Origin of the sequence: Agrobacterium tumefaciens (assembly GCA_025559845.1) — a bacterium.
In the GTDB taxonomy this organism is placed as follows: Bacteria; Pseudomonadota; Alphaproteobacteria; order Rhizobiales; family Rhizobiaceae; genus Agrobacterium.
In genome coordinates this window covers 1,673,906-1,695,672 of sequence record CP048469.1, presented here as the reverse complement: position 1 = coordinate 1,695,672, position 21,767 = coordinate 1,673,906, and the positions used below count along the sequence as shown (strand labels likewise).

General features: G+C 59.8%; 20 protein-coding genes. 14 read left to right on the top strand and 6 right to left on the bottom strand.

Annotated elements, in window-relative coordinates; genetic code table 11:
* Nucleotides 1–46: 46 nt before the first annotated feature.
* From FY156_08565 to FY156_08515, 11 genes are all read left to right on the top strand, one after another.
* Nucleotides 47–3,037, top strand: a complete 2,991-nt coding sequence (locus FY156_08565; GenBank protein UXS01524.1) for an SPOR domain-containing protein — start codon at nt 47–49, stop codon at nt 3,035–3,037.
* A 96-nt stretch (nt 3,038–3,133) separates the two neighbouring features.
* Entirely contained in the window at nt 3,134–4,150 is a 1,017-nt protein-coding gene (nagZ, locus tag FY156_08560; GenBank protein UXS01523.1) for a beta-N-acetylhexosaminidase, read from the top strand.
* Nucleotides 4,151–4,208: 58 nt separating this feature from the next.
* Complete coding sequence (locus FY156_08555; GenBank protein UXS01522.1) at nt 4,209–5,057, top strand: segregation/condensation protein A; 849 nt, start codon at nt 4,209–4,211, stop codon at nt 5,055–5,057.
* Nucleotides 5,047–5,784, top strand: a complete 738-nt coding sequence (gene scpB, locus FY156_08550; protein UXS01521.1) for an SMC-Scp complex subunit ScpB — start codon at nt 5,047–5,049, stop codon at nt 5,782–5,784. The genes FY156_08555 and scpB overlap by 11 nt, the downstream gene beginning before the upstream one ends.
* A gap of 134 nt (nt 5,785–5,918) precedes the next feature.
* A complete protein-coding gene (locus FY156_08545) occupies nt 5,919–6,128 on the top strand; it encodes a twin-arginine translocase TatA/TatE family subunit (GenBank protein UXS01520.1) in 210 nt (69 codons plus the stop codon).
* 55 nt (nt 6,129–6,183) lie between these two features.
* A complete protein-coding gene (gene tatB, locus FY156_08540) occupies nt 6,184–6,915 on the top strand; it encodes a twin-arginine translocase subunit TatB (GenBank protein UXS01519.1) in 732 nt (243 codons plus the stop codon).
* Entirely contained in the window at nt 6,912–7,715 is an 804-nt protein-coding gene (gene tatC / locus FY156_08535; protein UXS01518.1) for a twin-arginine translocase subunit TatC, read from the top strand. Before tatB ends, tatC begins: the two co-directional genes overlap by 4 nt.
* A gap of 102 nt (nt 7,716–7,817) precedes the next feature.
* Nucleotides 7,818–9,101, top strand: coding sequence for a serine--tRNA ligase (gene serS / locus FY156_08530; protein ID UXS01517.1), 1,284 nt, complete (start codon nt 7,818–7,820; stop codon nt 9,099–9,101).
* 146 nt (nt 9,102–9,247) lie between these two features.
* On the top strand, nt 9,248–10,018 hold the full coding sequence (gene surE / locus FY156_08525; GenBank protein UXS01516.1) for a 5'/3'-nucleotidase SurE: 771 nt from the start codon (nt 9,248–9,250) through the stop codon (nt 10,016–10,018).
* An 8-nt stretch (nt 10,019–10,026) separates the two neighbouring features.
* On the top strand, nt 10,027–10,668 hold the full coding sequence (locus tag FY156_08520) for a protein-L-isoaspartate(D-aspartate) O-methyltransferase (GenBank protein UXS03085.1): 642 nt from the start codon (nt 10,027–10,029) through the stop codon (nt 10,666–10,668).
* A gap of 342 nt (nt 10,669–11,010) precedes the next feature.
* Nucleotides 11,011–12,591, top strand: coding sequence for a peptidoglycan DD-metalloendopeptidase family protein (locus FY156_08515; GenBank protein UXS03084.1), 1,581 nt, complete (start codon nt 11,011–11,013; stop codon nt 12,589–12,591).
* Between the two features lie 107 nt (nt 12,592–12,698).
* Here FY156_08515 and mobB read toward each other — a convergent pair whose 3' ends face one another.
* From mobB to moaA, 5 genes are all read right to left on the bottom strand, one after another.
* Complete coding sequence (mobB, locus tag FY156_08510; protein ID UXS01515.1) at nt 12,699–13,214, bottom strand: molybdopterin-guanine dinucleotide biosynthesis protein B; 516 nt, start codon at nt 13,212–13,214, stop codon at nt 12,699–12,701.
* Nucleotides 13,211–13,840, bottom strand: coding sequence for a molybdenum cofactor guanylyltransferase MobA (mobA, locus tag FY156_08505; protein ID UXS01514.1), 630 nt, complete (start codon nt 13,838–13,840; stop codon nt 13,211–13,213). The genes mobB and mobA overlap by 4 nt, the downstream gene beginning before the upstream one ends.
* Entirely contained in the window at nt 13,827–15,038 is a 1,212-nt protein-coding gene (locus FY156_08500; GenBank protein UXS01513.1) for a multidrug effflux MFS transporter, read from the bottom strand. The genes mobA and FY156_08500 overlap by 14 nt, the downstream gene beginning before the upstream one ends.
* Before the next feature lies 1 nt (nt 15,039).
* On the bottom strand, nt 15,040–16,023 hold the full coding sequence (locus FY156_08495; GenBank protein UXS01512.1) for a DMT family transporter: 984 nt from the start codon (nt 16,021–16,023) through the stop codon (nt 15,040–15,042).
* 172 nt (nt 16,024–16,195) lie between these two features.
* Nucleotides 16,196–17,245: a GTP 3',8-cyclase MoaA gene (moaA, locus tag FY156_08490; protein UXS01511.1), complete on the bottom strand. Its 1,050-nt coding sequence runs from the start codon at nt 17,243–17,245 to the stop codon at nt 16,196–16,198.
* 125 nt (nt 17,246–17,370) lie between these two features.
* Here moaA and FY156_08485 point away from each other — a divergent pair, with 125 nt between their 5' ends.
* From FY156_08485 to FY156_08475, 3 genes are all read left to right on the top strand, one after another.
* Entirely contained in the window at nt 17,371–17,724 is a 354-nt protein-coding gene (locus FY156_08485; protein UXS01510.1) for a DUF971 domain-containing protein, read from the top strand.
* A gap of 152 nt (nt 17,725–17,876) precedes the next feature.
* Nucleotides 17,877–19,688, top strand: coding sequence for a potassium transporter (locus FY156_08480; protein ID UXS01509.1), 1,812 nt, complete (start codon nt 17,877–17,879; stop codon nt 19,686–19,688).
* 58 nt (nt 19,689–19,746) lie between these two features.
* On the top strand, nt 19,747–20,367 hold the full coding sequence (locus tag FY156_08475; protein UXS01508.1) for a pyridoxamine 5'-phosphate oxidase family protein: 621 nt from the start codon (nt 19,747–19,749) through the stop codon (nt 20,365–20,367).
* A gap of 75 nt (nt 20,368–20,442) precedes the next feature.
* Here the strand turns inward: FY156_08475 and FY156_08470 are convergent, their stop codons facing one another.
* Nucleotides 20,443–21,513, bottom strand: coding sequence for a diguanylate cyclase (locus tag FY156_08470; protein UXS01507.1), 1,071 nt, complete (start codon nt 21,511–21,513; stop codon nt 20,443–20,445).
* Nucleotides 21,514–21,767 lie beyond the last annotated feature (254 nt).

Genomic DNA, 21,767 nt, shown 5'->3' with positions numbered 1-21,767 from the left:
ACAATACGCTGGCAAGAGCTGCAATGCGTAGATGGTGGAACACGTAATGGTCGAAAAAAATGTCGCGTATAACCGGGGCAACCGGTCCGAGGAATTCGCTGACAATGATCCTTTGGCAGAGCTGGCGCGTATCGTCGGCTTCGAGGATCGTCCTGCGCATGTGACGTCCCAGGCTACGCAGTCCGCTGCGTCGCCCGATGTCCGGCGCGAACCCGAATTCAATCTTGAAGACGAACTTCTGCGCGAGTTCGAGGTCTATGACGCGCCAAGCGCCGATCCGGTCGTTCTCGATCCGGCAAACGACGTGCGCGGCGGCATTCATGCCGGTGATTTCATGCAGCGCGTCGAATCCGTTTTCGCACGGCGCGAGCCGGAATTTGCGCCGGTCGAAGAGCCGCAGGTCAGGGAAGAGCCGCTTCCCGGCGCGGAGTTCGCCTATGCGCAGCAGGATGAGGGCGCACACGCCTTCGATATCCGCAATGATTTCCGTGATGATGCAGGCGCTGTCGCCGAAGTGTTCGACGTCCAGCCTCGCGAGCCACAGCCGGTAGCTTACGAAGAGCCGGTTTACGAGCAGGCCGCGTGGCAGCCGGAGCCATCCTTCGAGCCGCAGCAGGCCGAATGGCATGAAATGCCTGCGCTGCCTGCCGATATTTCCTCGAGCGCACAGCCCTATGCGCATGCCGAGGTCGCACAGGCTCCGACGTTCGATCTCGCCGACGAGGTCGAGCAGGCGGTTGCTGCAGAAGCGCCGGTGACGCCAGCGCCCGTTCAGCCGCATGTCGCTCCTTCCGTCCGCGCCCCGTCGCAGGTTGGCCGTTCGTCGCTGGAGTTCTCCGGCCTTCGTCTGCCGCTTGCCAATTTCGGCGCCCGTCGGGATGTGCCGGCTGCCGAACCGCGCCGTGTTGAGCCGACACCGGTTGCAGTTCAGGCACAGGATGCTGCAGCTACCTTCGCGCCTGTCGCCGAGGTTGCGGCCACGCCTTCCTCAGACCAGCTTTCGCCAATGGACGAGTTGATCTACGACGTCGCCAAATATTCCATTCCGACCCGCGCGCCGGAAGCTCCCGCCGCGCAGGAGCCTGTTGCTGCCGCTCCCGTTCGCAAGGAACCGGTTGTTGAAGCGGTTGCTCCGAAGCCTGTCGAAGCGCCTGTCATGGCCGATTTTGACGGTTTCAACGACGACGATTTCGAACTGGCCCTCGATGATCTCGATCTGGATCTCGACCTGTCGGAAATCGCTTCTATCGATGTTGTCTCTGAGCCGCAGCCTGTCGCAGTCGCACCGGCACCAGTCGTTGCTGCGCAGCCGAAGCCTGCGCCTGTCGCGCCGCCGATCCCTGTTCGGGTCGCCACGCCGCCGGCACAGCGTCCTGCCACTGTCACGGTTGCTGCCGCACCTGTTGTTGCTGCTGCAAGCCGCGTTGCTGCCCCGGCTCCTGTTGTTGCGGCGCCTGCGCCCGTTGCCGTAGCACCGGCTCCGCGTCCGGCAGCCCCTGTTGCCGCAGCACCGGCACCGCAAGTGGCTGAGCCCGCCTCGCTTGAAAGCCTGCCGTTTGATCCTTCGCAGATCGGCGAAACCGAGGAGCATCCGGAAACCATCACCGAGATGGATGTTCCGGAACTGCCGGTTGCCGCTTTCGAACCGAAGCCGGTTCGCCGTCAGGAAGAAGACCTCGACATCGACACTGAACTCGCGGCCCTGTTTGCGCCAGCAGTGACGGGTGGTCTTGATCGCCATAAACATGCCGAAGCCCGCGGAAACGCGCAGCAGGCACGTCCGGCCGCGCCGGCGCCGCAGGATGTCGACGAGTTCGAGCGCGCACTGGAAGAGGACTTCCGTCGCTCCATGCAGGAAGCCTCGGTGTCTCGCGGTAACCAGATGCAGGACGATGGTTATGCCGACCATCAGGCAGCTTATCGTGGTGAAGAAGAACGTTCCGGTCGCCGCTGGCTGATGCCGGTTGCGGCAGCCGTTGGCCTCGTGCTGATCGGTGGTGGTGTCTACGCTCTGATGTTCGGCGGTTCGTCGAGCACGGGCTCTGGCGGTGCGCCGGTCATCATTTCCGCCGACAACGATCCGACCAAAGTCGTTCCGGAAAATCCGGGCGGTCGTGTTGTCCCGAACCAGGACAAGGCCGTTTATGATCGCGTTGCCGGTGGCAGTGCTGCAGATCCGAAGCAGCCGTCGCTGATTTCCAGCAGCGAAGAGCCTGTCGATGTGGTTCAGCGTACGCTGATCCCCGAGCAGCTTCCGCTGGAAGGCGAAAACGACGGTGAAATGGAAGCTGCAGGTACGCCTGTTGGTGAAACCGAAGATCCGCGCCTCCTGTCTCCGCAGGAAAAGGCCGCACAGACGGAAACGGCTGCAACCCCAGGCGTTTCGCCGCGCAAGGTCCGCACGATGATCGTCAAGCCCGACGGCACGCTCGTTGCGCAGGAAATCGATGCTCCGGCAGCACCACAGCCGGCGGCTGACAAGGTTGCTGAGCTGGCGGCGCCGCCGGTCAACAATGCGGGTGAGGGTGCTCCGGCCGTGATCGCCGCATCGCGTGTTGCCGTTACGCCTGAACCGGCGCAGCCGCACACGCCTGCTGCAACGACGGCTCCGGCTGCCAACCAGAATGGCGCTCCTGTTCCGGCGGCTCGTCCGTCCGCTCAGCCTGCCAACGTGGTTGCGACCGTGACCAATCAGGGCAATGTTCGCCCGACGACGCCGGCAACGCCTGCGCAGCCGCAGGCCACGCAGCAGACGGCTGCGGCGACCCCGGCTGTCACGAACACGGCGTCTTCCGGTGGTTATTACGTCCAGGTTGCCTCCTTGCCGAGCCAGGCTGAAGCGCAGAAGTCCTACCAGAGCCTGTCCGCCAAGTTCGGTTCCGTCATCGGCGGCCGCGGCGTGGACATCAAGGCAGCCGAAATTGCCGGCAAGGGCACGTTCTACCGCGTCCGCATCCCGGCCGGTGACAAGAACGAAGCCGTAGCGTTGTGCGAACGCTACCGCGCTGCCGGCGGAAGCTGCCTCGTCGCACGCTGATACCAGACCCTTTCAAGACAAAAGCCGGGACCGACCACGCTCCCGGCTTTTTTGTGGCCTTCCTTCCCTTTCTGTTTCTTTTGCGGGCATGACATCATGACAGTTTCCAAAGCTATGATCCTTGGGTGCAGCGGTCTTGAACTGACGGCGGATGAAATCTCCCTTTATCGCGATGAGCGCCCCTGGGGCTTTATTCTGTTCGGTCGCAATATCGGCGAGCCGCAGCAGATTACCGATCTGGTTGCATCGATGCGTGACGCTATCGGCCGCCCGAATGCGCCGGTGCTGATCGATCAGGAAGGCGGACGTGTGCAGCGCATCAAGCCGCCGATCCTTCAGGCCTATCCGAACGCCCGCATTCTCGGTGAGATCTATGAGCGCGATCGCGAGACGGGATTGCGTGCGGCCTGGCTGATGTCACGCCTGCATGCCTTCGATCTGATGAGGTTCGGCATCAATGTCGACTGCCTGCCGGTGCTGGACGTACCGGTGGAGGGCGCCAGCAACGTCATCGGCAACCGCGCCTACGGTTACGCGCCTGAGATGGTTGCGGAGATGGGGCAGGCGGCCGCCAACGGCCTGAAGGCTGGCGGCATGCTGCCGGTGATGAAGCATATGCCTGGCCATGGTCGCGGCATGGTGGATTCGCATCATGAGTTGCCAGTTGTCGATGTTCCTCTCGATGAACTGGATCGTCACGACTTCGTGCCGTTCCGCGCCCTCCGACACGAATTGATGGCGATGAGCGCTCATCTCGTTTTCAATGCCGTCGATCGCGAACGCCCGGCCACCACTTCTGCCAAGGTCATCGACGAGATCATCCGTGGCCGTATCGGCTTCGATGGTCTGCTGATGTCGGACGACAGCTCTATGAATGCGCTCAAGGGCACGCTTGGCGAGCGGGCGGCGAATATTGTTGAGGGCGGCTGTGATATAGTCTTGCATTGCAACGGCGTGATGGGTGAAATGCTTCAGGTCGTGAAGGAAGTTCCCGTCCTTTCCGGCCGCGCCCTGGAGCGGGCACGCGCCGTCGAGATCGGCTTTACGGTGGCGGATGCAGCCGATGAGGCGGAACTGAGAGCCGAATTCAACGCCATGTGGGCCGTTTCCTGAAAAACAGTCGGCGCCATCTGGGTAGGGACGACAGGCCGGAAACCCGGCGGATGGAGCAATGGCGGCAGACAAGTCTCGCAATTCGACACCGATGGAGAAGCTCTGGCAGGATGTGACGCCAGAGCGGCTGACCGGCGAAGCTGCGTTTGTCATCGACGTGGCCGGCTTCGAAGGTCCACTCGATCTGCTGTTGCATCTTGCCCGGACCCAGAAGGTCGATCTGTCGCGCATCTCGGTGCTGGCGCTGGCCGAACAATATCTGCAGTTCGTCGAAAGCGCGCGTCGGGTGCGCATCGAGCTTGCCGCCGACTATCTGGTGATGGCGGCGTGGCTTGCCTTTCTCAAATCCAAGCTTCTCATTCCCCAGCAGGCCAAGGACGACGGTCCCTCGGGTGAAGAAATGGCCGCGACGCTGGCTTTCCGGCTGAAACGTCTCGAGGCGATGCGCGATGCGGCGGAGAAGCTCGTCAATCGCGACCAGCTGGGCCGCGATGTGTTTGCCCGCGGCGCCCCCGAACATATTCCGCATGTCAGCCGCTCCTCTTATGATGCAAGTCTCTACGACCTGCTCAGTGCTTACGCCAATCTCCGGCAACGTCAGGCCATCACCCAGGTCACGATTGAAAAACGCCAGGTCTGGTCCCTGGTGGAGGCCCGTGAGCTTCTGACCAGCCTTCTGGGCGATGTTGGTGAATGGACGGCACTCGATCATTATCTGCTGCGTTATGTGCCGGACCCGGCAATGCGCGTAACGGCGATTGCCAGCGCTTTTGCGGCCTCTCTGGAGCTGGTGCGTGAAGGTTCGCTGCAGATCCGGCAGGAGGGGGCGTTCCAGCCGATCTACGTGCGCAAGGGCGAGCGAGGCGGCGAGGCCGATGCAGCCGAAAGGACCAGGAATGACGTCTGAGCACAATACCGGCGATGAAACCGTTCTGATGACGGATGAGGTTGGCGACGACCCGGCGGTGTTTTCCGAGCGCCAGCTAAAAGAGGCCGAACGGATTGCCGAGGCGCTGGTGTTCGCCTCTGCCGAGCCGGTTTCGGAAGCCTTCATTGCCGAGCGCCTGCCGCGTGGCATGGACGTGGCGGCGCTGATGTGGAAGCTCAAGGTGTTCTACAATGGCCGTGGGGTCGGTCTCATTCAGGTTGGCGGCAACTGGGCGTTCCGCACCGCGGGCGATTTGTCCTTCGTGATCCGCACCGACGAGAAGGAACCGAAGAAGCTGTCGCGCGCAGCGCTCGAGGTTCTTGCCATCATCGCCTACCACCAGCCGGTGACCCGCGCCGAGATCGAGGAGATTCGCGGTGTGCAGACCTCACGCGGCACGCTCGATGTGTTGATGGAGGCGGGCTGGGTGCGGTTTCGCGGGCGCAGGCGCACCCCCGGTCGCCCGGTCACGATCGGAACGACGGTCGAATTCCTCGATCATTTCGGGCTTGAGGAGCTGCGCGATCTTCCAGGTCTCGAAGAGCTGAAGGGGGCAGGGCTGCTCTCCGGCCGCATCCCCTCCAATTTCGGCGTCCCGTTGCCGATGATGAGCGACGACCTGCGTGAAGACGAGGACCCGATCACCCAGCTCGATCTGGAAGAGCTCGGATTGCTGGCACCAAGCGGTGGCGACGGCGACGATTGATCGACTTGTGCTTCTGCACGGAAATTGTGCGGAAAAAGATTCTGCACACTCATTGTTGAAGAGGCGATTTGCTGTTTGAAAAACCACGTCAAACATCTTACATCGTCTGAAAGCGAAATTCAGGAGTTTCAGTTATGGGTTCTTTTAGTGTGTGGCATTGGCTAATCGTGCTGGTGATCGTTCTCGTCCTCTTCGGACGTGGCAAGATCCCGGAACTGATGGGCGATGTTGCAAAGGGCATCAAGAGCTTCAAGAAGGGTATCGCTGACGAAGATCAGACGCCGCCGCAGTCTACCGATGCAAATTCGAAGACTGTCGAGCACAAGGCTGACGAGATCAAGTAAGCAGGGTTTTCCCTGTTTGCTTTGAGATTGCCGAACCGGTTTCGGGAGCGTTTTGATGTTAGATATCGGCTGGAGCGAGCTTCTGGTGATTGCGGTCGTGTTGATCGTGGTCGTCGGACCCAAAGACTTGCCGCCCATGATCCGCGCCTTCGGCAAGACGATGGCGGGTCTTCGAAAGATGGCGGGTGATTTCCGCACCCAGTTTGATGAAGCCTTGAAAGAGGCCGACATGGACGACGTGCGCCAGACCATATCCGACGTCCGCAATCTCAATCCGACCAACTCGTTGCGCGACGCGATGAACCCGCTGCGCCAGCTTGGCAACGACATCAAGTCGGACCTGCAGAAAGCGGCGACGCCTGCCGCAACCTCTGCACCCGCGACGAGCGAGCCTGTTGCACCGCTCGTCAGCGTGCCGGAACCGGAGATGAAGCTGCCGGATACGCCTCCGGTCGTTCCGGTCGAGGCTGTCGGCCCGGCCACGTCGGCTCCTGCCGTCGCAACGGCATCTGAAGCTGCCGAGACCAAGCCGAAGCGCAGCCGCGCCAAGAAGACACCTGCTGCCGACACTGTCGCGACAGCAGATGTCACGGCACCAGCGGCTCCGGTTGCTGCAAAGCCGAAACGCGTTGCAGCAAAGAAGGCACCTGCAAGTGCAGAGACCGTTGCTGCCGCACCGAAGAAAGCCGCAGTCAAGAAGCCGGCTGCGCCAAAGGACGGCGTCAAGGCCGCCGCGGCAAAGGCGGTAAAACCAAAGGCTGCAAAGGCCAAGAAGGATGAAGCATGAGTGAGGAAATCGAGGATAAGCCACAGCCGCTTATCGAACACCTCATGGAACTGCGCACGCGACTGATGTGGTCGCTCGGTGCGTTCTTCGTTGCCTTCATCGCCTGTTTTGCCGTTGCCAAGCATCTCTTCAACCTGCTTGTCATTCCCTATAAGTGGGCGGTTCTGTGGGCTGGCCTGGACGTGACGAAATCGTCGCTGATCTACACGGCGCCGCAGGAATTCTTCTTCACGCAGATCAAGGTCGCCATGTTCGGCGCCATGGTCATCGCGTTTCCGGTTATCGCTTCGCAGCTTTACAAGTTCGTGGCGCCCGGCCTTTACAAGAACGAGCGTGCAGCATTCCTGCCGTTCCTGGTCGCATCGCCGATCCTGTTCCTGATCGGTGCGGCGCTTGTCTACTTCTTCTTCACACCCATGGTGATGTGGTTCTTCCTGGCCATGCAGCAATTGCCTGAGGACGGTGAAGTCGCAATTTCGCTGATGCCGAAGGTTTCGGAGTATCTCAGCCTCATCATGACGCTGGTGCTGTCTTTCGGTCTGGTTTTCCAGTTGCCTGTTGTAACGACCCTGCTTGCCCGTGTCGGCATTCTGACGAGCGACTGGCTGCGGGAAAAGCGCAAATTCGCCATCGTGCTTGCCTTCGTGGTTGCTGCGGTGCTGACGCCCCCCGATCCGATGTCCCAGATCGGTCTTGCGCTGCCTGCGATCATTCTCTACGAGATTTCCATCTACATGGCTCGACTCGTGGAGAAGAAGCGCGCTGCGGAATCCGCAACCACGGAGCTGGAAGAAACCTGAGGTTCAAGGCTCTTTCCGCTTCAACGACTTCTACACGCCGGGTCTTCGCCCGGCGTTTTGCTGACATATTGCCGGCGACGCAAACAACGGTCTGGAACGACGATGCACGACATTAAATGGATACGTGAAAACCCTGAAGCTTTCGATGCGGGCCTTGCTCGCCGTGGCGCCGAGCCTGCAGCCGCAGGCCTGATCGCTCTCGATGAGAAACGCCGTTCCGTCATCCAGTCCCTGCAGGACATGCAGTCGCGCCGCAACGCCGCGTCGAAGGAAATCGGCGCTGCGATGGCGCAGAAGAACGCCGAACTGGCCGAGAAGCTGAAGGCGGAAGTTGCCGCCATCAAGGAAAACATGCCGCGCGCCGAGGAGGAGGACCGTCAGGTCACCGCCGAGCTTAACGATGCCCTGTCGCGTCTGCCGAACATTCCACTTGAGGATGTTCCCGAAGGCAAGGATGAGCACGACAACGTCGTTGCCCGCGTTGTTGGCCAGAAGCCTGGCTGGAACCACGAAGCCAAGGAACACTTCGACATCGGCGAAGCGCTTGGGTACATGGATTTCGAGCGTGCCGCCAAGCTTTCGGGGTCGCGCTTTACCGTTCTGACCAGCCAGCTCGCTCGTCTGGAGCGCGCGCTCGGTCAGTTCATGATCGACCTGCACACCGGTGAGCACGGTTATACGGAGGTGTCGTCGCCGCTTCTGGTGCGTGACGAGGCGATGTTCGGTACCGGCCAGCTTCCGAAGTTCTCGGAAGACCTGTTCAGGACAACCGACGGTCGCTGGTTGATCCCGACGGCTGAGGTGACGCTGACCAACCTGGTTGCCGCCGAAATTCTCGACGGTGAAAAGCTGCCGCTGCGCTTTACCGCGCTGACGCCGTCCTTCCGTTCGGAAGCGGGCTCTGCAGGGCGCGATACGCGCGGCATGCTGCGCCAGCACCAGTTCTGGAAGTGCGAACTCGTTTCGATCACCGATGCGGAAAGCTCGATTGCCGAGCACGAGCGCATGACGGCCTGCGCCGAGGAAGTTCTGAAGCGTCTTGGCCTGCATTTCCGCACCATGACGCTGTGCACCGGCGACATGGGCTTCGGCGCGCGCAAGACCTATGACCTCGAAGTCTGGCTGCCGGGACAGAACACCTACCGCGAAATCTCGTCCTGCTCGGTCTGCGGCGATTTCCAGGGCCGTCGCATGAATGCGCGTTATCGCAGCAAGGACGACAAGGCCACGAAGTTCGTTCACACGCTGAACGGTTCGGGCACCGCTGTCGGCCGCTGCCTGATCGCCGTTCTCGAAAATTATCTGAACGAAGACGGTTCTGTCACAATTCCTGACGTGCTGCTCCCCTATATGGGCGGCCTGAAGCGGATCGAAAAAGCGGCCTGAGTTTCACGGTCAGTTTCCGATTCGTCATTCCGGCGTCGAGCCGGACCTGTCAGCCCATGCATTTGGGCTGACAAAGGGCATTCCCGCCGCGGTAAGGCTGGCGGGGAGGTTCGAAGCGCGAATGAAACGGGTTGCGGGGGATTGATATGCGGATTCTGTTGACGAATGACGATGGCATTCATGCCGAGGGTCTGGCGGTGCTGGAGCGGATCGCCCGCACGCTGTCCGACGATGTCTGGATCGTTGCGCCTGAAACCGATCAGAGCGGTCTGGCGCATTCGCTGACACTGTCCGAGCCGCTGCGGCTGCGCAAGGTTTCCGAGAAGCATTATGCGCTGCGCGGCACACCGACCGATTGCGTCATCATGGGCATTCGCGAAGTCCTGCCGGAAAAGCCTGACCTCGTTCTGTCCGGCGTCAATGCCGGTGCCAACATGGCCGATGACGTGACCTATTCAGGCACGATCGCCGGTGCCATCGAAGGCACGTTGCAGGGCGTTCGCTCCTTCGCGCTCAGCCAGGCGTTCAACCATGCCGAAGGCAGTGTCACGCCTTGGGAGGTCGCCGAGACCTATGCGCCGGATCTCATCCGCAAGCTGATGAATGTCGACCTGCCTGACGGGACATTCCTCAACCTCAATTTCCCGAATTGTGCACCGAAAGACGTGCAGGGCGTTTCCGTAACCGGGCAGGGTAAGCTCGATTTCGGTCTGACCGTGGAAGAGCGCAAGGACGGTCGCGGTTTTCCTTATTACTGGCTGCGCTTCGGCGAGCGTCTCGGCACCTTCCGCGAAGGCACGGATATCCACGCTTTGAAACACGGCAAGATTTCGGTCACACCGTTGAAGCTTGACCTGACGGACTACACGGTCAAGGATCGTGTTGCACAGGCACTGGGATTCGGAGTCGCCGATTGAAATCTGCAATGGTCGAAAAGGAAGGTTTTGCTGCTCTCGTGCTTCGGCTGAGGGGCGAGGGGATTTCCGACCTCGATCTCCTGACGGCTGTGGAACAGACCCCGCGTTCCAAATTCGTGCCGGCACAATTCGCCGCCGATGCCTATTCCACCCGCACGATCCCGCTTGACTGCGGTTCCTTCATGGAAGGGGCTGACATGGCAGTGAAGATACTTGCCCGCCTGCAATTGAAGCCGGGACAGCGCGTTCTGGAAATCGGCACGGGCAGCGGCTTCATGACGGCGATCATGGCGCGGCGTGTCGAGCGGGTTTTCTCGCTCGAGCGTTTCAAGACGCTGGTTCAGGCGGCGCAGAACAATCTCGACGACCTCTCGATTCGCAATGTCGTCATCCGCCAGGCGGATGGCAGCAATGGGCTCGTGGGTGAGGGTACGTTCGACCGAATCGTTTCGACGGCGGCGTTCACCACCATGCCCCGGTTTTTCGCGGAGCAGATCGTCTCCGGCGGCATGATGATTGCGCCCGTCATTACCGAAGACGAGCGCTGTGTCATGACGCGCTTTTCCAAGACCGGCAGCCGATTCGAGCGGGAAGAGCTGTTCGAGACGCCATATCTGCCTCTGGCAACCCACATTGCGCGTCATTTGTGACAAAATGAAATTTTCGAAGACGGTTCATGTCTGTCTTCGAATGTGCTGATTTACCTCAAGCTTCTGATTTTCAATCATATTGTTGTTTCTTCGTGGCACATGTCGTGTTCGACATGGTTATCGAAGTGTCAAAAAAGCGCCAAACGGCTTAACGTTTTAACGGCGTGGTAACACTAACGCGCTTTAATCATCTCCATAGACGCATGGCTTTCCTGTTCGGGAAAGATGCCTTGCAAAGAATGAAGTTGCGCCGGATCGATCGTGATGCGGCGGGTTGGCGTCAGTGTAGATCGAGTCATGCGTATGAGTAATTCGTCTCAAATCGGAAAATCAGTCGCAAAAATGTTCGCAGCGGCATTGCTGGCAAGCGTCGCAACGGGCTGTAGCTCGGATGCATCGCGGTTCAGCGGCCTCTTCTCCAGTGGACCGGACCAGATGACGACGGCATCTATCCCTAACCGACAAGGCGCAGGTGCGTACGGGCAGGTTCCCGTGCCGCAGGGCGACATGAATGGCGGTTATGCTTCGGCTCCGCAGGGTGGTTATGCCAACCAGAACATGGCCTCCAATTCGGGCATGGGTGGTCAGGCCTATCCGCAATCCGGCGGTTATGGTGGTGGCGTTCAGCCGTCGATGGCCCGTTCGGCCTCCGCATCGCCGGTCCAGCGTTCGGAACTCTCCGCGCCTGGTGCTCCTGCGAGCCGCGAACCTTCAACCCGCAGCGAAGCGATGGCGCAGCCGTTCCCGTCGGCTGCTCCCAAGGCCGCCCAAACTCTGGCGCCGCCAACCCAGCAGGCTGCGGTACGTCCCGATAACATCACCACGTCCACCATCAAGGCGGACAATAACGGCTGGCACACGGATGGTGCATCGTCGGTGACCCTGCGTGCCGGTGAAAACATTAAGACGCTATCCAACCGCTACGGCGTTCCGGAAAAGGAGTTGCTGCGCGTCAACGGTCTGAAGAGCGCTTCGGCAGTACAGCCTGGTCAGTCGATCCTCATTCCGAAGTTCGGTCAGTCCCGCAATCCGGCCAAGGCCGCTGCTGACAACATCGCGCTGAACGGCAATGGCGATCAGCCGACGCCGCTTCGTACGCCGGATCAGAATGTTGCCGTTCTGCCGTCGCAGGGCGCTGCCCGTGACAAGGTTTCTGCTGAAAACGGCAAGCTGACACCTCCGGGTGGCAAGCCGCTGCCTCCAGCTGGCGGTTACAAGGTTCAGCCGGGCGACAGCCTCGCCAAGATCGCCCGTGAAAACGGTGTTTCGGTTGCAGCGCTCAAGGCCGCGAACGGCATTTCGAATGAAAACATCCGCGTCGGTCAGACCTTGACTATGCCGGGTGCCGCGACTGACTCGATCAAGACGGCGTCGGTCCCTGCCAAGGAAGCCGCACCTGCCAAACCGGTCGAAACCGCATCTGCCAAGCCCGAGCCCTACAAGGCACCGGCTGCTGCTGCCGCACCTTCGGCTCCGGCTGCTTCGGCAAGTGTCGCCGACATCGAGAAGAAGACCGACGTTGCCTCCATCGCTCCGGAATCCACCGGCATTGGCAAGTATCGCTGGCCCGTCCGTGGCGCCGTCATCAACAGTTTCGGCGACAACGTCGATGGCAGCCGCAACGATGGTATCAATATCTCGGTTCCCGAGGGTACGCCGATCAAGGCAGCCGAAAACGGTGTGGTTATCTACGCTGGTAACGGCCTGAAACAGCTCGGCAACACCGTTCTGGTTCGCCATGACGACGGTAAGGTCACCGTTTACGGCAACGCCGCCAATCTGGACGTTCAGCGCGGTCAGAAGGTCCAGCGTGGCCAGACAATCGCCACCTCCGGCATGACCGGCAGTGCAAAGCGTCCGCAGGTTCACTTCGAGGTTCGCAAGGATGCGACGCCTGTGAACCCATCAGGTTTCCTTGAATAGGTATTGCGTCTCAAGGAATGAAGAAGCCGGGTCAAAAGCCCGGCTTTTTCATTTTGTGGCATCGTGTTCTGTCAAATGGCGCGTGTCGGAAATCGTCCGAACCAAGCTCATGGCCTGACAAGGCCGACCGTCTTTTCGATGAAGTCGGCGATCGTGTTCGTGTCGTCGAGATCGAAGACAGGAAGCGCGCTATCGGTGACCGGATGGTCGGCGGCAATGGCGATGATGTGTGGATCGGTCGGTGCCAAAGGCTCAGACTTGGCCGCTTCCAGACGCCGGGCCTCGATCTTAGGCACCGGCTCGTATTTGTAGCCTTCAATCAACACCAGGTCGCATGGTTCGATCCGTCCTAGAATGTCTTCGAAAGAGGGTTCCGGCCCACCGCGCAGCTCATGCATGATGGCAAAACGCGTGCCGGAGACGATGGTGACCTCATGCGCGCCGGCCTGTCGGTGTCGCCAGCTATCGGCACCGACCTTATCGATATCGAAATCATGATGGGCGTGCTTGATGGTCGAAACCTTGTAGCCTCGGGCGGTGAGTTCGCTGACAATGCGCACTGCAAGTCCGGTTTTTCCGGAGTTCTTCCAGCCGGCGATACCGAAGACTTTTTGTCCGCTCACTGTTCGATGCTCTCGAGATAGGTCCGGGCGAGGGCAAGTTCATCCGGCGTGTTGATGTTGAAGAAGGGATCGATACTGCCATTCACCGTTTCAAGCGGTGGGAAGGATACGCCGATCGTCACATGGCGGGCAAGATAGGCGCGGATGCGCCGGTTCTTCTCATCCTGCAGCCATTCTTCCAGATCGTCTGCCAGCGCAACCGGCCAAAGGGCGAAGACCGGGTGAACCTGACCGCCGGAGGCGGCGATGACGATCTCGTTGTCGCCGGCAACATGTTCTGCGAGGCGGTTTGCCAGATCCTGCGGGAAGAACGGGCTGTCGGCGGGCGCGGTGAGAAAATGGCTCTTGCCGGTTGCAGCAGCCTTGAAATAGCGCATTCCGGCCAGAACACCCGCCAGTGGGCCGGCGTGGCCGGTTATCGTATCCGGGAGCACCGGCTTTCCGAACTGGTCTGCCCAACCATTTGCGGCGTTGACGGCGACGTCCGAGACCTGCGGTGTCATGCGTCGCAACACATGCGCCAGCAGCGGCTCACTCCCAAGCATGACTGTCGCCTTGTTGGCGCCCATGCGTCTGGAAAGTCCGCCAGCGAGAACAAGACCGGGAAAACGTTCAGCTACGGACATTGTGTTTCTTTTCCCCAACGCGGATGAACCAGGTGGTTATGAATGCGATGATGCCGGTTACCAGCATCACCAGAAGCAGCGGCCATGTGCCTGCTTCCTCTGACAGGACTGCCGATGCAAGGACCGAAAGTGCGGCGCCGCCACCAATCGTCATGGCGCCGCCGAGGCCGGAGGCTGAACCGGCAAGATGCGGCTGGACGCTGACCATGCCGGCATTGGCGCTGGGTAATGTCACGCCATTTCCGACGCCGATCAGCGCCAGCGGTACGAAGAAGACATAGGCGCTGTGAATGCCGATGCCGGTCAGTGCTATTGCGGCCAGAATGCCGGCAAGACCGATGACATTGCCCGACAGCATCATGATGGTGATGCCGATGCGGCTGGCGTAACGGCCGGAAATGAAGTTTCCGATCATATAGCCTGTTGCCATGAAGAAGAATTGCAGACCGAGCATGGCCGGTGAGAGGCCGTAAATCACGCTGCCAACGAAGGGGGCGCCGCCGAGAAAGGAAAAGAACATGCCCGACGAGAAGGTCGATGTCAGTGCGTAACCCCAGAAAAGCGGGGAGCGCAACAGCTCCGGCCAGGCATGGAACTGCTCGGAAAAACTGGTGGATTTGCTGTCGTTGGTCTCGCCAAGGTCGAACCAGGCCAGCGCCAGGATGACGACGCCGAGGATGGCGAGAAGCGCAAAACTGGCCTGCCAGCCGGAGACATCGTTGAGGATGCCGCCAATCGTCGGGCCGATCATCGGCACGACCGACATGCCCATGGTGATGTAGCCGATCATCGAGGCGGCCTGTTCCATCGGCACCATGTCCCTGACTATGGCGCGGGCCAGCACGAAAGCCGAGACGATGGCCGCCTGTGCAACACGACCGGCCATGAATACGCCTGTGGTGGTGGCAAACCCGCAGACCACCGTGGCGAGGATCATGATGGCGATGCTGACGAGCATGACCGGGCGTCGGCCAAAACGGTCGGAGAGGGGGCCTATAACGAGTTGCAGGCAGGCGGTGGCAGCGAGATAACCGGATACGGCAAACTGCATGACCGCGTAGTCGGTTTCAAAATAGACGGCCATGGCCGCAAGCGACGGCAGGAAGACGTTCATGCACAGCGCTGCGACGCCCGCGATGATGACCAGCGTGAGAATGTGGGGCGGTGTCGTCCTGTCCAGGAAACGGCCGGTATTCACGTCACTCTCCCGCTTCTTCCGCGCGCATGGATCTCGTTACGTGAGGTTCCGTAACGGAAGCCGGCCTGACGGTTGGCGGCTCGGTCGGTGTGACGGCCGAACGCTTGGCAAGTTGCGACCGGTTGCGCTTGCTTTCGCGGTAGAATGTATAAAGACCTGAGCCGATGACGATGGCCGCCCCAACGATCGTCCAGGAATCTATGCGTTCGTTGAAGAAGAAGATGCCGATCATGAAGCCCCAGAGGAGGCTGGTGTAACGGAATGGCGCCACAAAGGAGATTTCTCCGGTGCGCATGGCGACGATAATCGCCTGATAGCCGATCAGAACCAGCACCGCCGAACCGGCAAGGTGAGAAATGATCCAGCCATTCATCGGTTGCCAGCCGCCGAAAGGCTGAATGAGCAGGCCGCCCATCGCCATGTTCACGAATGCTGTGATGACGGTTACGGCAAGCGAGGGGACATCGGCATACATCTTGCGCGTCAGCAGATCGCGGGCGGCGGTGACGGCAAGCGATGCGACGACCAGCAATGCGCCGAAGGTGAAGCCATCCGGGCCGGGGCGCAGGATGACGAGGACGCCGAGAAAACCGACAATGATTGCCAGCCAGCGCCGCCAGCCAACCGGCTCGCGCAGGAACAGGGCCGCCCCAAGCGTCACCACCAGCGGCAGCGATTGCAGGATTGCCGAGGCATTGGAGAATTCGATGAGACCGAGTGCGGTCAGATAGAGGACGGCGGCTGTCACCTCGCAGAGACAGCGGAGGATGATGATTGGCCGCAACAGTGTCTTCAGCGGGCGCAAGGCGCCAAAATGACGTGCGGCAAAATAGACGAGGATCGCGGTCATGATGCCGCGAACGAACATGATCTGGCCGGTGTTGATGTAAGGGGTGACGGATTTCGTCAGCGCGTCGTTGGCTGTAAAGCTCGCCATCGCAACCGCCATAAGCAGGGCGCCGCGGGTGTTGTCCGTCAATGCCATTCCATCTTGTCCTAGACCATGCGCAGCCGTTCGTCGGTCTGGCTCAGCAGCGACTTCTCACTGCAAAAAGGCCACGACTCCGCATTCCTCCACCGTTCAGACGTGACACGGTCCGGATGTCATTTCAACCGTTTATATCTGGGGGTCGCGAGAAAGAAGCGCCTGTTGGCGCCTAACCGCCGGTTACGCTCATATGACGCGCAACAGCGGGGCGTTTATGGGTGCGATCGATGATGAAATCGTGCCCCTTGGGCTTGCGCAGGATGGCTTCATCAATCGCTCTGGAAAGATAGCCATCATCGTCGGAAGCCCGGAGTGCGGTGCGCAGGTCTGCGGCATCGTCCTGCCCGAGACACATATAGAGCGTGCCGGTGCAGGTCAGGCGAACGCGATTGCAGCTTTCGCAGAAATTATGCGTCATCGGCGTAATGAAACCGAGCCTGCCGCCGGTCTCGCTGACCGTGACGTAACGTGCCGGACCGCCCGTCTGGTAATCGTTGTCGGTCAGGGTGAACTGTTGCTCGAGAGACGCCCTGAGTTCGGACAGCGGCAGATATCGGTCAGTGCGATCTTCCTCGATCTCGCCCATCGGCATGGTTTCGATCACAGTCAGGTCCATGCCGCGTGCATGCGCAAAGCGCATCAGTTCTGGAATTTCGGCCTCGTTGAAATCCTTCAACGCCACTGCGTTGAGCTTCACCTTGATGCCGGCGGAGAGCGCTGCGTCGAGCCCCTCCATGACCCGGCCGAGATCGCCCCAGCGGGTGATCTGGCGAAACTTGTCGGCGTCGAGCGTGTCGAGCGAGACATTGATGCGCCTGACGCCGCAATCGGCCAGTTCGGCTGCGAATTTGGAAAGCTGCGAGCCGTTGGTGGTCAGCGTCAGTTCTTCAAGTGTGCCTGCATGGACGTGACGGCCGAGATTGCGCACCAGTTCCATGATGTTCTTGCGCACCAGCGGTTCGCCACCGGTGAGGCGCAGCTTTCGCACGCCGCGCGCCACGAAGACGGAACAGAGACGATCGAGCTCTTCCAGCGTCAGAAGATCCTTCTTGGGCAGGAAGGTCATGTGCTCTGCCATGCAATAGGTGCAGCGAAAGTCGCAACGGTCGGTCACGGAGACGCGCAGATAGGTGATCGCGCGCCCGAATGGGTCTACCATCGGTGCGGTTGTTTCCGTCAGGGACTGCGCTTTATCGAGCGATCCGAGGAAGCCGTTCACGTGTCCGTCTCCGTTCGCCAAACATGTTTAGAAAATCTCTTGGCGTTCATTAGGATGTAGTGCCTTGCCTATCGTTGGGCAAGCTCGTAATTCTCGCGCAAAAGCCACTGCTTCGGAAGTGAAAAATGAGTGATGTCTGGCCGATAGAACTGCGTGTGTCGAAAGACCGGAAGGAACTGACCGTCTCGTTCGATGACGGAACCGCCTTTCGGCTGAGCGCGGAAATGCTGCGCGTCCTTTCTCCGTCGGCGGAGGTGCAGGGACACGGGCCGGGGCAGAAGGTCACGGTTCCCGGCAAGCGCAACGTCACAATTCGCGCCCTTTCGGCGACCGGAAACTACGCCGTCCGGATCGTTTTTGACGATGGCCACGACAGCGGCATCTTCACATGGAGATACCTGCGCGAACTCGGAGAGACGGGTGACGCACTGTTTCAGTCCTATGAACGGGAACTGGCGGAAAAAGGCTTGAGCCGGTAACGGCAATCCCGTTAGAACACATCAAGGGTGTTGAGAGAGGCATGCTTCGGAAAACCGGGGTCTTCGCCTCCTTTGCTTCGGACTTTCTTGAACTTTGACGGCAATTCGACGAGGGGCGACACCCTCGTCCTGCATTTGATACGGGGTGGCGCGTGGCGGTCGAAGCGAACGGAAATGATCTGGCTCAGGTGGTCGTGCTTTTGGCTGCCGGCGTTGTGGCCGCGCCGATTTTCAAGCGGATCGGACTTGGCTCGGTTCTCGGCTATCTTGCTGCCGGTCTTGTCGTGGGCCCCTATGGTCTCGGTTTCTTTTCCAATTCGCAGGCCATTCTCCACATCGCCGAACTTGGCGTGGTGATGTTCCTGTTCATCATAGGCCTTGAAATGCAGCCGTCACGGCTGTGGTCGATGCGCAAGGATATATTCGGGCTCGGCGCACTTCAGGTGCTCGTATGCATGGCCGGCCTGACGCTGATCGGCATCGCGCTTGGCTTTCCGATCATTCCATCCTTCGTTGCCGGAACGGGTTTCGTGCTGACGTCGACCGCGATCGTCATGCAGATGCTTCAGGAACGCAACAGCATGTCCAGTCTCAAGGGGCAGCGGATCATTGCGATCCTGCTGTTCGAGGATCTGGCCATCGTGCCGCTTCTGGCGCTGGTTGCCTTCCTTGGTTCAGGCGGGGAGGAGGTTACGGCCTCCGAGCGCTGGGTTTCTGTCGGTATTGCGCTCTCCGCCGTTGGAGCACTCATTCTGGCGGGCCGTTACCTTCTCAATCCGTTCTTCCGGCTTCTGGCCGCCTCCGGCGCGCGTGAAGTGATGACCGCGGCAGCGCTTCTGGTGGTGCTGGGATCAGCGCTTCTGATGCAGGTCAGCGGCCTCTCCATGGCGATGGGTGCGTTTCTCGCCGGTGTCCTTCTTTCGGAATCCTCTTTCCGCCACCAGCTCGAGGCTGACATCGAGCCATTCCGCGGCATTCTGCTCGGGTTGTTTTTTCTCGGCGTCGGCATGGCGATCGATATCGGCGTGATCGGTGCGAACTGGCAGCTCGTTGTGGTCAGCGTTGCCGGTTACATGTTGCTGAAGGCGTTCCTGATTTACGGCGTTGCGCGTGCGCTTGGCACGACGCGCCGCGAAAGCCTGGAGCGGGCGGTACTGATGGCGCAGGGCGGCGAATTTGCATTCGTGCTCTATTCGGCGGCGGTCAACGCCGGCGTGCTCGACCGCGAATCCAACGCCATCCTGACGGCAACGATCATCATTTCCATGGTGCTGACGCCGCTAATGGTCATCCTGCATGACCGTATCGTTCCCAAGGCCGCTCCCAATACCGACGATCTCGATATGCCGGAAAATGTCGAAGGCAGCATCCTGCTGATTGGCTTTGGCCGCTTCGGCCAGATCGTCAGTCAGCCGCTTCTGGCGCGCGGTTACACATTGTCGTTGATCGACAGGGACGCCGATTTCGTCCGTGATGCGGCGGAGTTCGGTTTCAAGGTCTATTATGGCGATGGTTCGCGGGCGGAAATTCTGCATGCCGCCGGCGCCGGAACGGCGCGTGCCGTGCTGATCTGTGTCGATGACAAGGAAGCGGCGATCCGTATCGCCGAAATCGTCAAGCACGAGTTCCCGCTAATTCCTGTTCTGGCCCGCGCCTTCGACCGTGGCCATGCCATCGATCTGCTGAAGGCCGGGGTGGACTACCAGATCCGCGAAACACTGGAATCGGCGCTGATTTTCAGCGGTGAGGTGTTGACTGCCATGGGCGAGGACCAGGAGGATGCGGTGCGTCTTGTCGAGGAGTTCCGCGATAGGGACGCAGAGCGCTTTGCCATGGAAATCGTTGGCGGTATCTATGCCGGGCGTTCGCTGATCCGTGGCAATGCCCAGCCTGCCGATCTCGTTGCCGCCCGCACTGCGCGCGAGCGTGCCGAACGGGAAAAGGTGGAGCAGGACGAGGAGTAAGCGGGCTGTTGTTCTCCTGAAGGGGGCATGGTCTGATGTCGATGAGGGAAGAGGGCAGATGACGATTATTCGTAGCGTCGAGGAATTGAAGGCCATCTATGACGGCGTGACCGAAGCATCGGTTGCCAAGGTAACGAGCGCACTGACCGCCGAATATCGTCAGATGATCGAGGCATCGCCCTTTGTGGCTTTGGCGACGGTTGGACCCGAAGGCATGGACTGCTCACCGCGCGGCGACAGGCCGCAGGCTGGCGACGGTGTCGTGCGCATCGGGGATGAAACGACACTGCTGCTTCCCGACTGGCGCGGCAACAACCGCGTCGACTCGCTGATGAACATCGTGCGCGATCCGCGTGTGGCGCTGATGTTCCTGATCCCCGGTTCCAATACGACGATGCGGGTCAATGGTACGGCTGTGGTTTCCGTCGATCCAGACCTGCTGCAGAGTTTTGAGATGGATGGCAAGCATCCGCGCACCGTGATCGTCATCACCATCGGCGAGGTTTATTTCCAGTGTGCACGTGCGCTCATGCGCTCCGAACTTTGGAACCCCGAACATTTTGTCGATCCGGCCTCCTTGCCAACGCCCGGCACCTTGCTGAAGGCCGCAAAGGCAAGCTTCGATCAGGAAACCTACGATCGGGAATGGCCGGTGCGCGCCGCAAAAACGATGTGGTGACATCGTGGTGACGCCAAAATAGAGGAAAGGCCGCTTTCGCGGCCTTTTTTATCAGCTCGTTTGGCGTTCCAGCCTTTATTTCTTGTAGATCAGCCAGTTCTTGCCGACGTAGTTCTTCTGCATGCCCTCTTCAAAAAAGACGGTGCGATTACGGCCCGTTTCCTTGGCATGGTAGAGGGCCGTATCGGCATGGGCGTAGAGCTCGCCTGGATTGTCCGCCTGGGCAGCCGACGCGAAGCCGATCGAAATCGTCACCGGGCCGTAATCGATGCCTGACTTTGAGTGACGGAATGGCGTGCTTTCCAGCGCAAGGCGGATGCGTTCGCAGGCCACCATGACTTCTTCAGGCGTATTGCCATCCAGAATAATGGCGAATTCCTCGCCGCCGCTTCTGGCAACAAAACCATCCTTGCGCACATTGGCGCGAATGACGGAAGCGACAGTTGCCAGGATCTTGTCACCAACCGGATGACCAAAGGTGTCGTTGATCTTCTTGAAGTGGTCGATATCCAGCAGGGCGAGCGTCGTGTAGTTCAGTCCGAGAGAGCTGTCATAGATGCTGGCAAGCCGATCGTCGAAAGCACGACGGTTGGAAAGCCGTGTCAGGGAGTCGGTGTTGGCGATGCGCTTGTATTCGTCCAGCTCCAGACGAACCTGATGCATTTCCTCCGCATGGCGGTTGACGTCGTTGACGGCCTTTTCGCCATCGACAAGCTTTGTTCCTGTAGCCTCTGCCAGAAGGGCAATGGCGTTTTTCAGGATGTTGGTGCTGGTCGCGTTCTTGTCATCGATGCGCTGGCGCGTCTCGCCAAGAATTCTGTTGTAGTTCTCGATCGAGGATTGTTCGCGACGCAGCGTGTTCAACAGGGCTTCCAGCTCCTGGCGCACGCGCTCCTGCACGTCGTCGATCAGTCTGACAGCGCTGGTGTCGAAGTAGTGCGCGCATAGATCGTCCAGCTCTTCCTGCGTTGCCCGGCTGCCGAGTGCCGTGAGATCTCTCGTCAAGGCCGGGTTGGAGCCGATATAGGCTTCGTAAAAAAGCTGGTAGTTACGCGGAATTGGCGAAACGCCCATGCTGCGCATCGCATAGGTGATCTGCGCGGCGATATCAGGCCCCGTCGCCTTCGGCGTGGATACCGTGTTCATCAAGGAACTCCAGTGAGTCTGCTTACTTTAGAGATTATTGTTAGGAAACTTGTTTTGAAAAGCCTAATTTACAGCGAAGTAATTTTTGTTCACTGAATTTATCTTTCGGAATTTGTACTTATTTGACAACGTATAGGTTTTCAAATTTCTTTTCGTTCTTTGGTCGTTTTTCTTTATCATGCGTTCCGACAGGTCGTCCGGTTGCAATTGTTCAACAATGCAAGTCTTGCCGTGGACGAAGCTTTGCGGTGGGA

What these genes read in the sequence shown, in the direction of transcription:
- mobA (UXS01514.1), bottom strand. Translation starts at nt 13,840, where the DNA reads ATGTCCGTAGCTGAACGTTTTCCCGGTCTTGTTCTCGCTGGCGGACTT.
- FY156_08495 (UXS01512.1), bottom strand. Translation starts at nt 16,023, where the DNA reads ATGGCATTGACGGACAACACCCGCGGCGCCCTGCTTATGGCGGTTGCG.
- FY156_08555 (UXS01522.1), top strand. Translation starts at nt 4,209, where the DNA reads ATGGCGGCAGACAAGTCTCGCAATTCGACACCGATGGAGAAGCTCTGG.
- tatC (UXS01518.1), top strand. Translation starts at nt 6,912, where the DNA reads ATGAGTGAGGAAATCGAGGATAAGCCACAGCCGCTTATCGAACACCTC.
- tatB (UXS01519.1), top strand. Translation starts at nt 6,184, where the DNA reads ATGTTAGATATCGGCTGGAGCGAGCTTCTGGTGATTGCGGTCGTGTTG.
- surE (UXS01516.1), top strand. Translation starts at nt 9,248, where the DNA reads ATGCGGATTCTGTTGACGAATGACGATGGCATTCATGCCGAGGGTCTG.
- FY156_08545 (UXS01520.1), top strand. Translation starts at nt 5,919, where the DNA reads ATGGGTTCTTTTAGTGTGTGGCATTGGCTAATCGTGCTGGTGATCGTT.
- FY156_08565 (UXS01524.1), top strand. Translation starts at nt 47, where the DNA reads ATGGTCGAAAAAAATGTCGCGTATAACCGGGGCAACCGGTCCGAGGAA.
- FY156_08470 (UXS01507.1), bottom strand. Translation starts at nt 21,513, where the DNA reads ATGAACACGGTATCCACGCCGAAGGCGACGGGGCCTGATATCGCCGCG.
- FY156_08520 (UXS03085.1), top strand. Translation starts at nt 10,027, where the DNA reads ATGGTCGAAAAGGAAGGTTTTGCTGCTCTCGTGCTTCGGCTGAGGGGC.
- nagZ (UXS01523.1), top strand. Translation starts at nt 3,134, where the DNA reads ATGACAGTTTCCAAAGCTATGATCCTTGGGTGCAGCGGTCTTGAACTG.
- scpB (UXS01521.1), top strand. Translation starts at nt 5,047, where the DNA reads ATGACGTCTGAGCACAATACCGGCGATGAAACCGTTCTGATGACGGAT.
- FY156_08515 (UXS03084.1), top strand. Translation starts at nt 11,011, where the DNA reads ATGTTCGCAGCGGCATTGCTGGCAAGCGTCGCAACGGGCTGTAGCTCG.
- FY156_08475 (UXS01508.1), top strand. Translation starts at nt 19,747, where the DNA reads ATGACGATTATTCGTAGCGTCGAGGAATTGAAGGCCATCTATGACGGC.
- FY156_08485 (UXS01510.1), top strand. Translation starts at nt 17,371, where the DNA reads ATGAGTGATGTCTGGCCGATAGAACTGCGTGTGTCGAAAGACCGGAAG.
- serS (UXS01517.1), top strand. Translation starts at nt 7,818, where the DNA reads ATGCACGACATTAAATGGATACGTGAAAACCCTGAAGCTTTCGATGCG.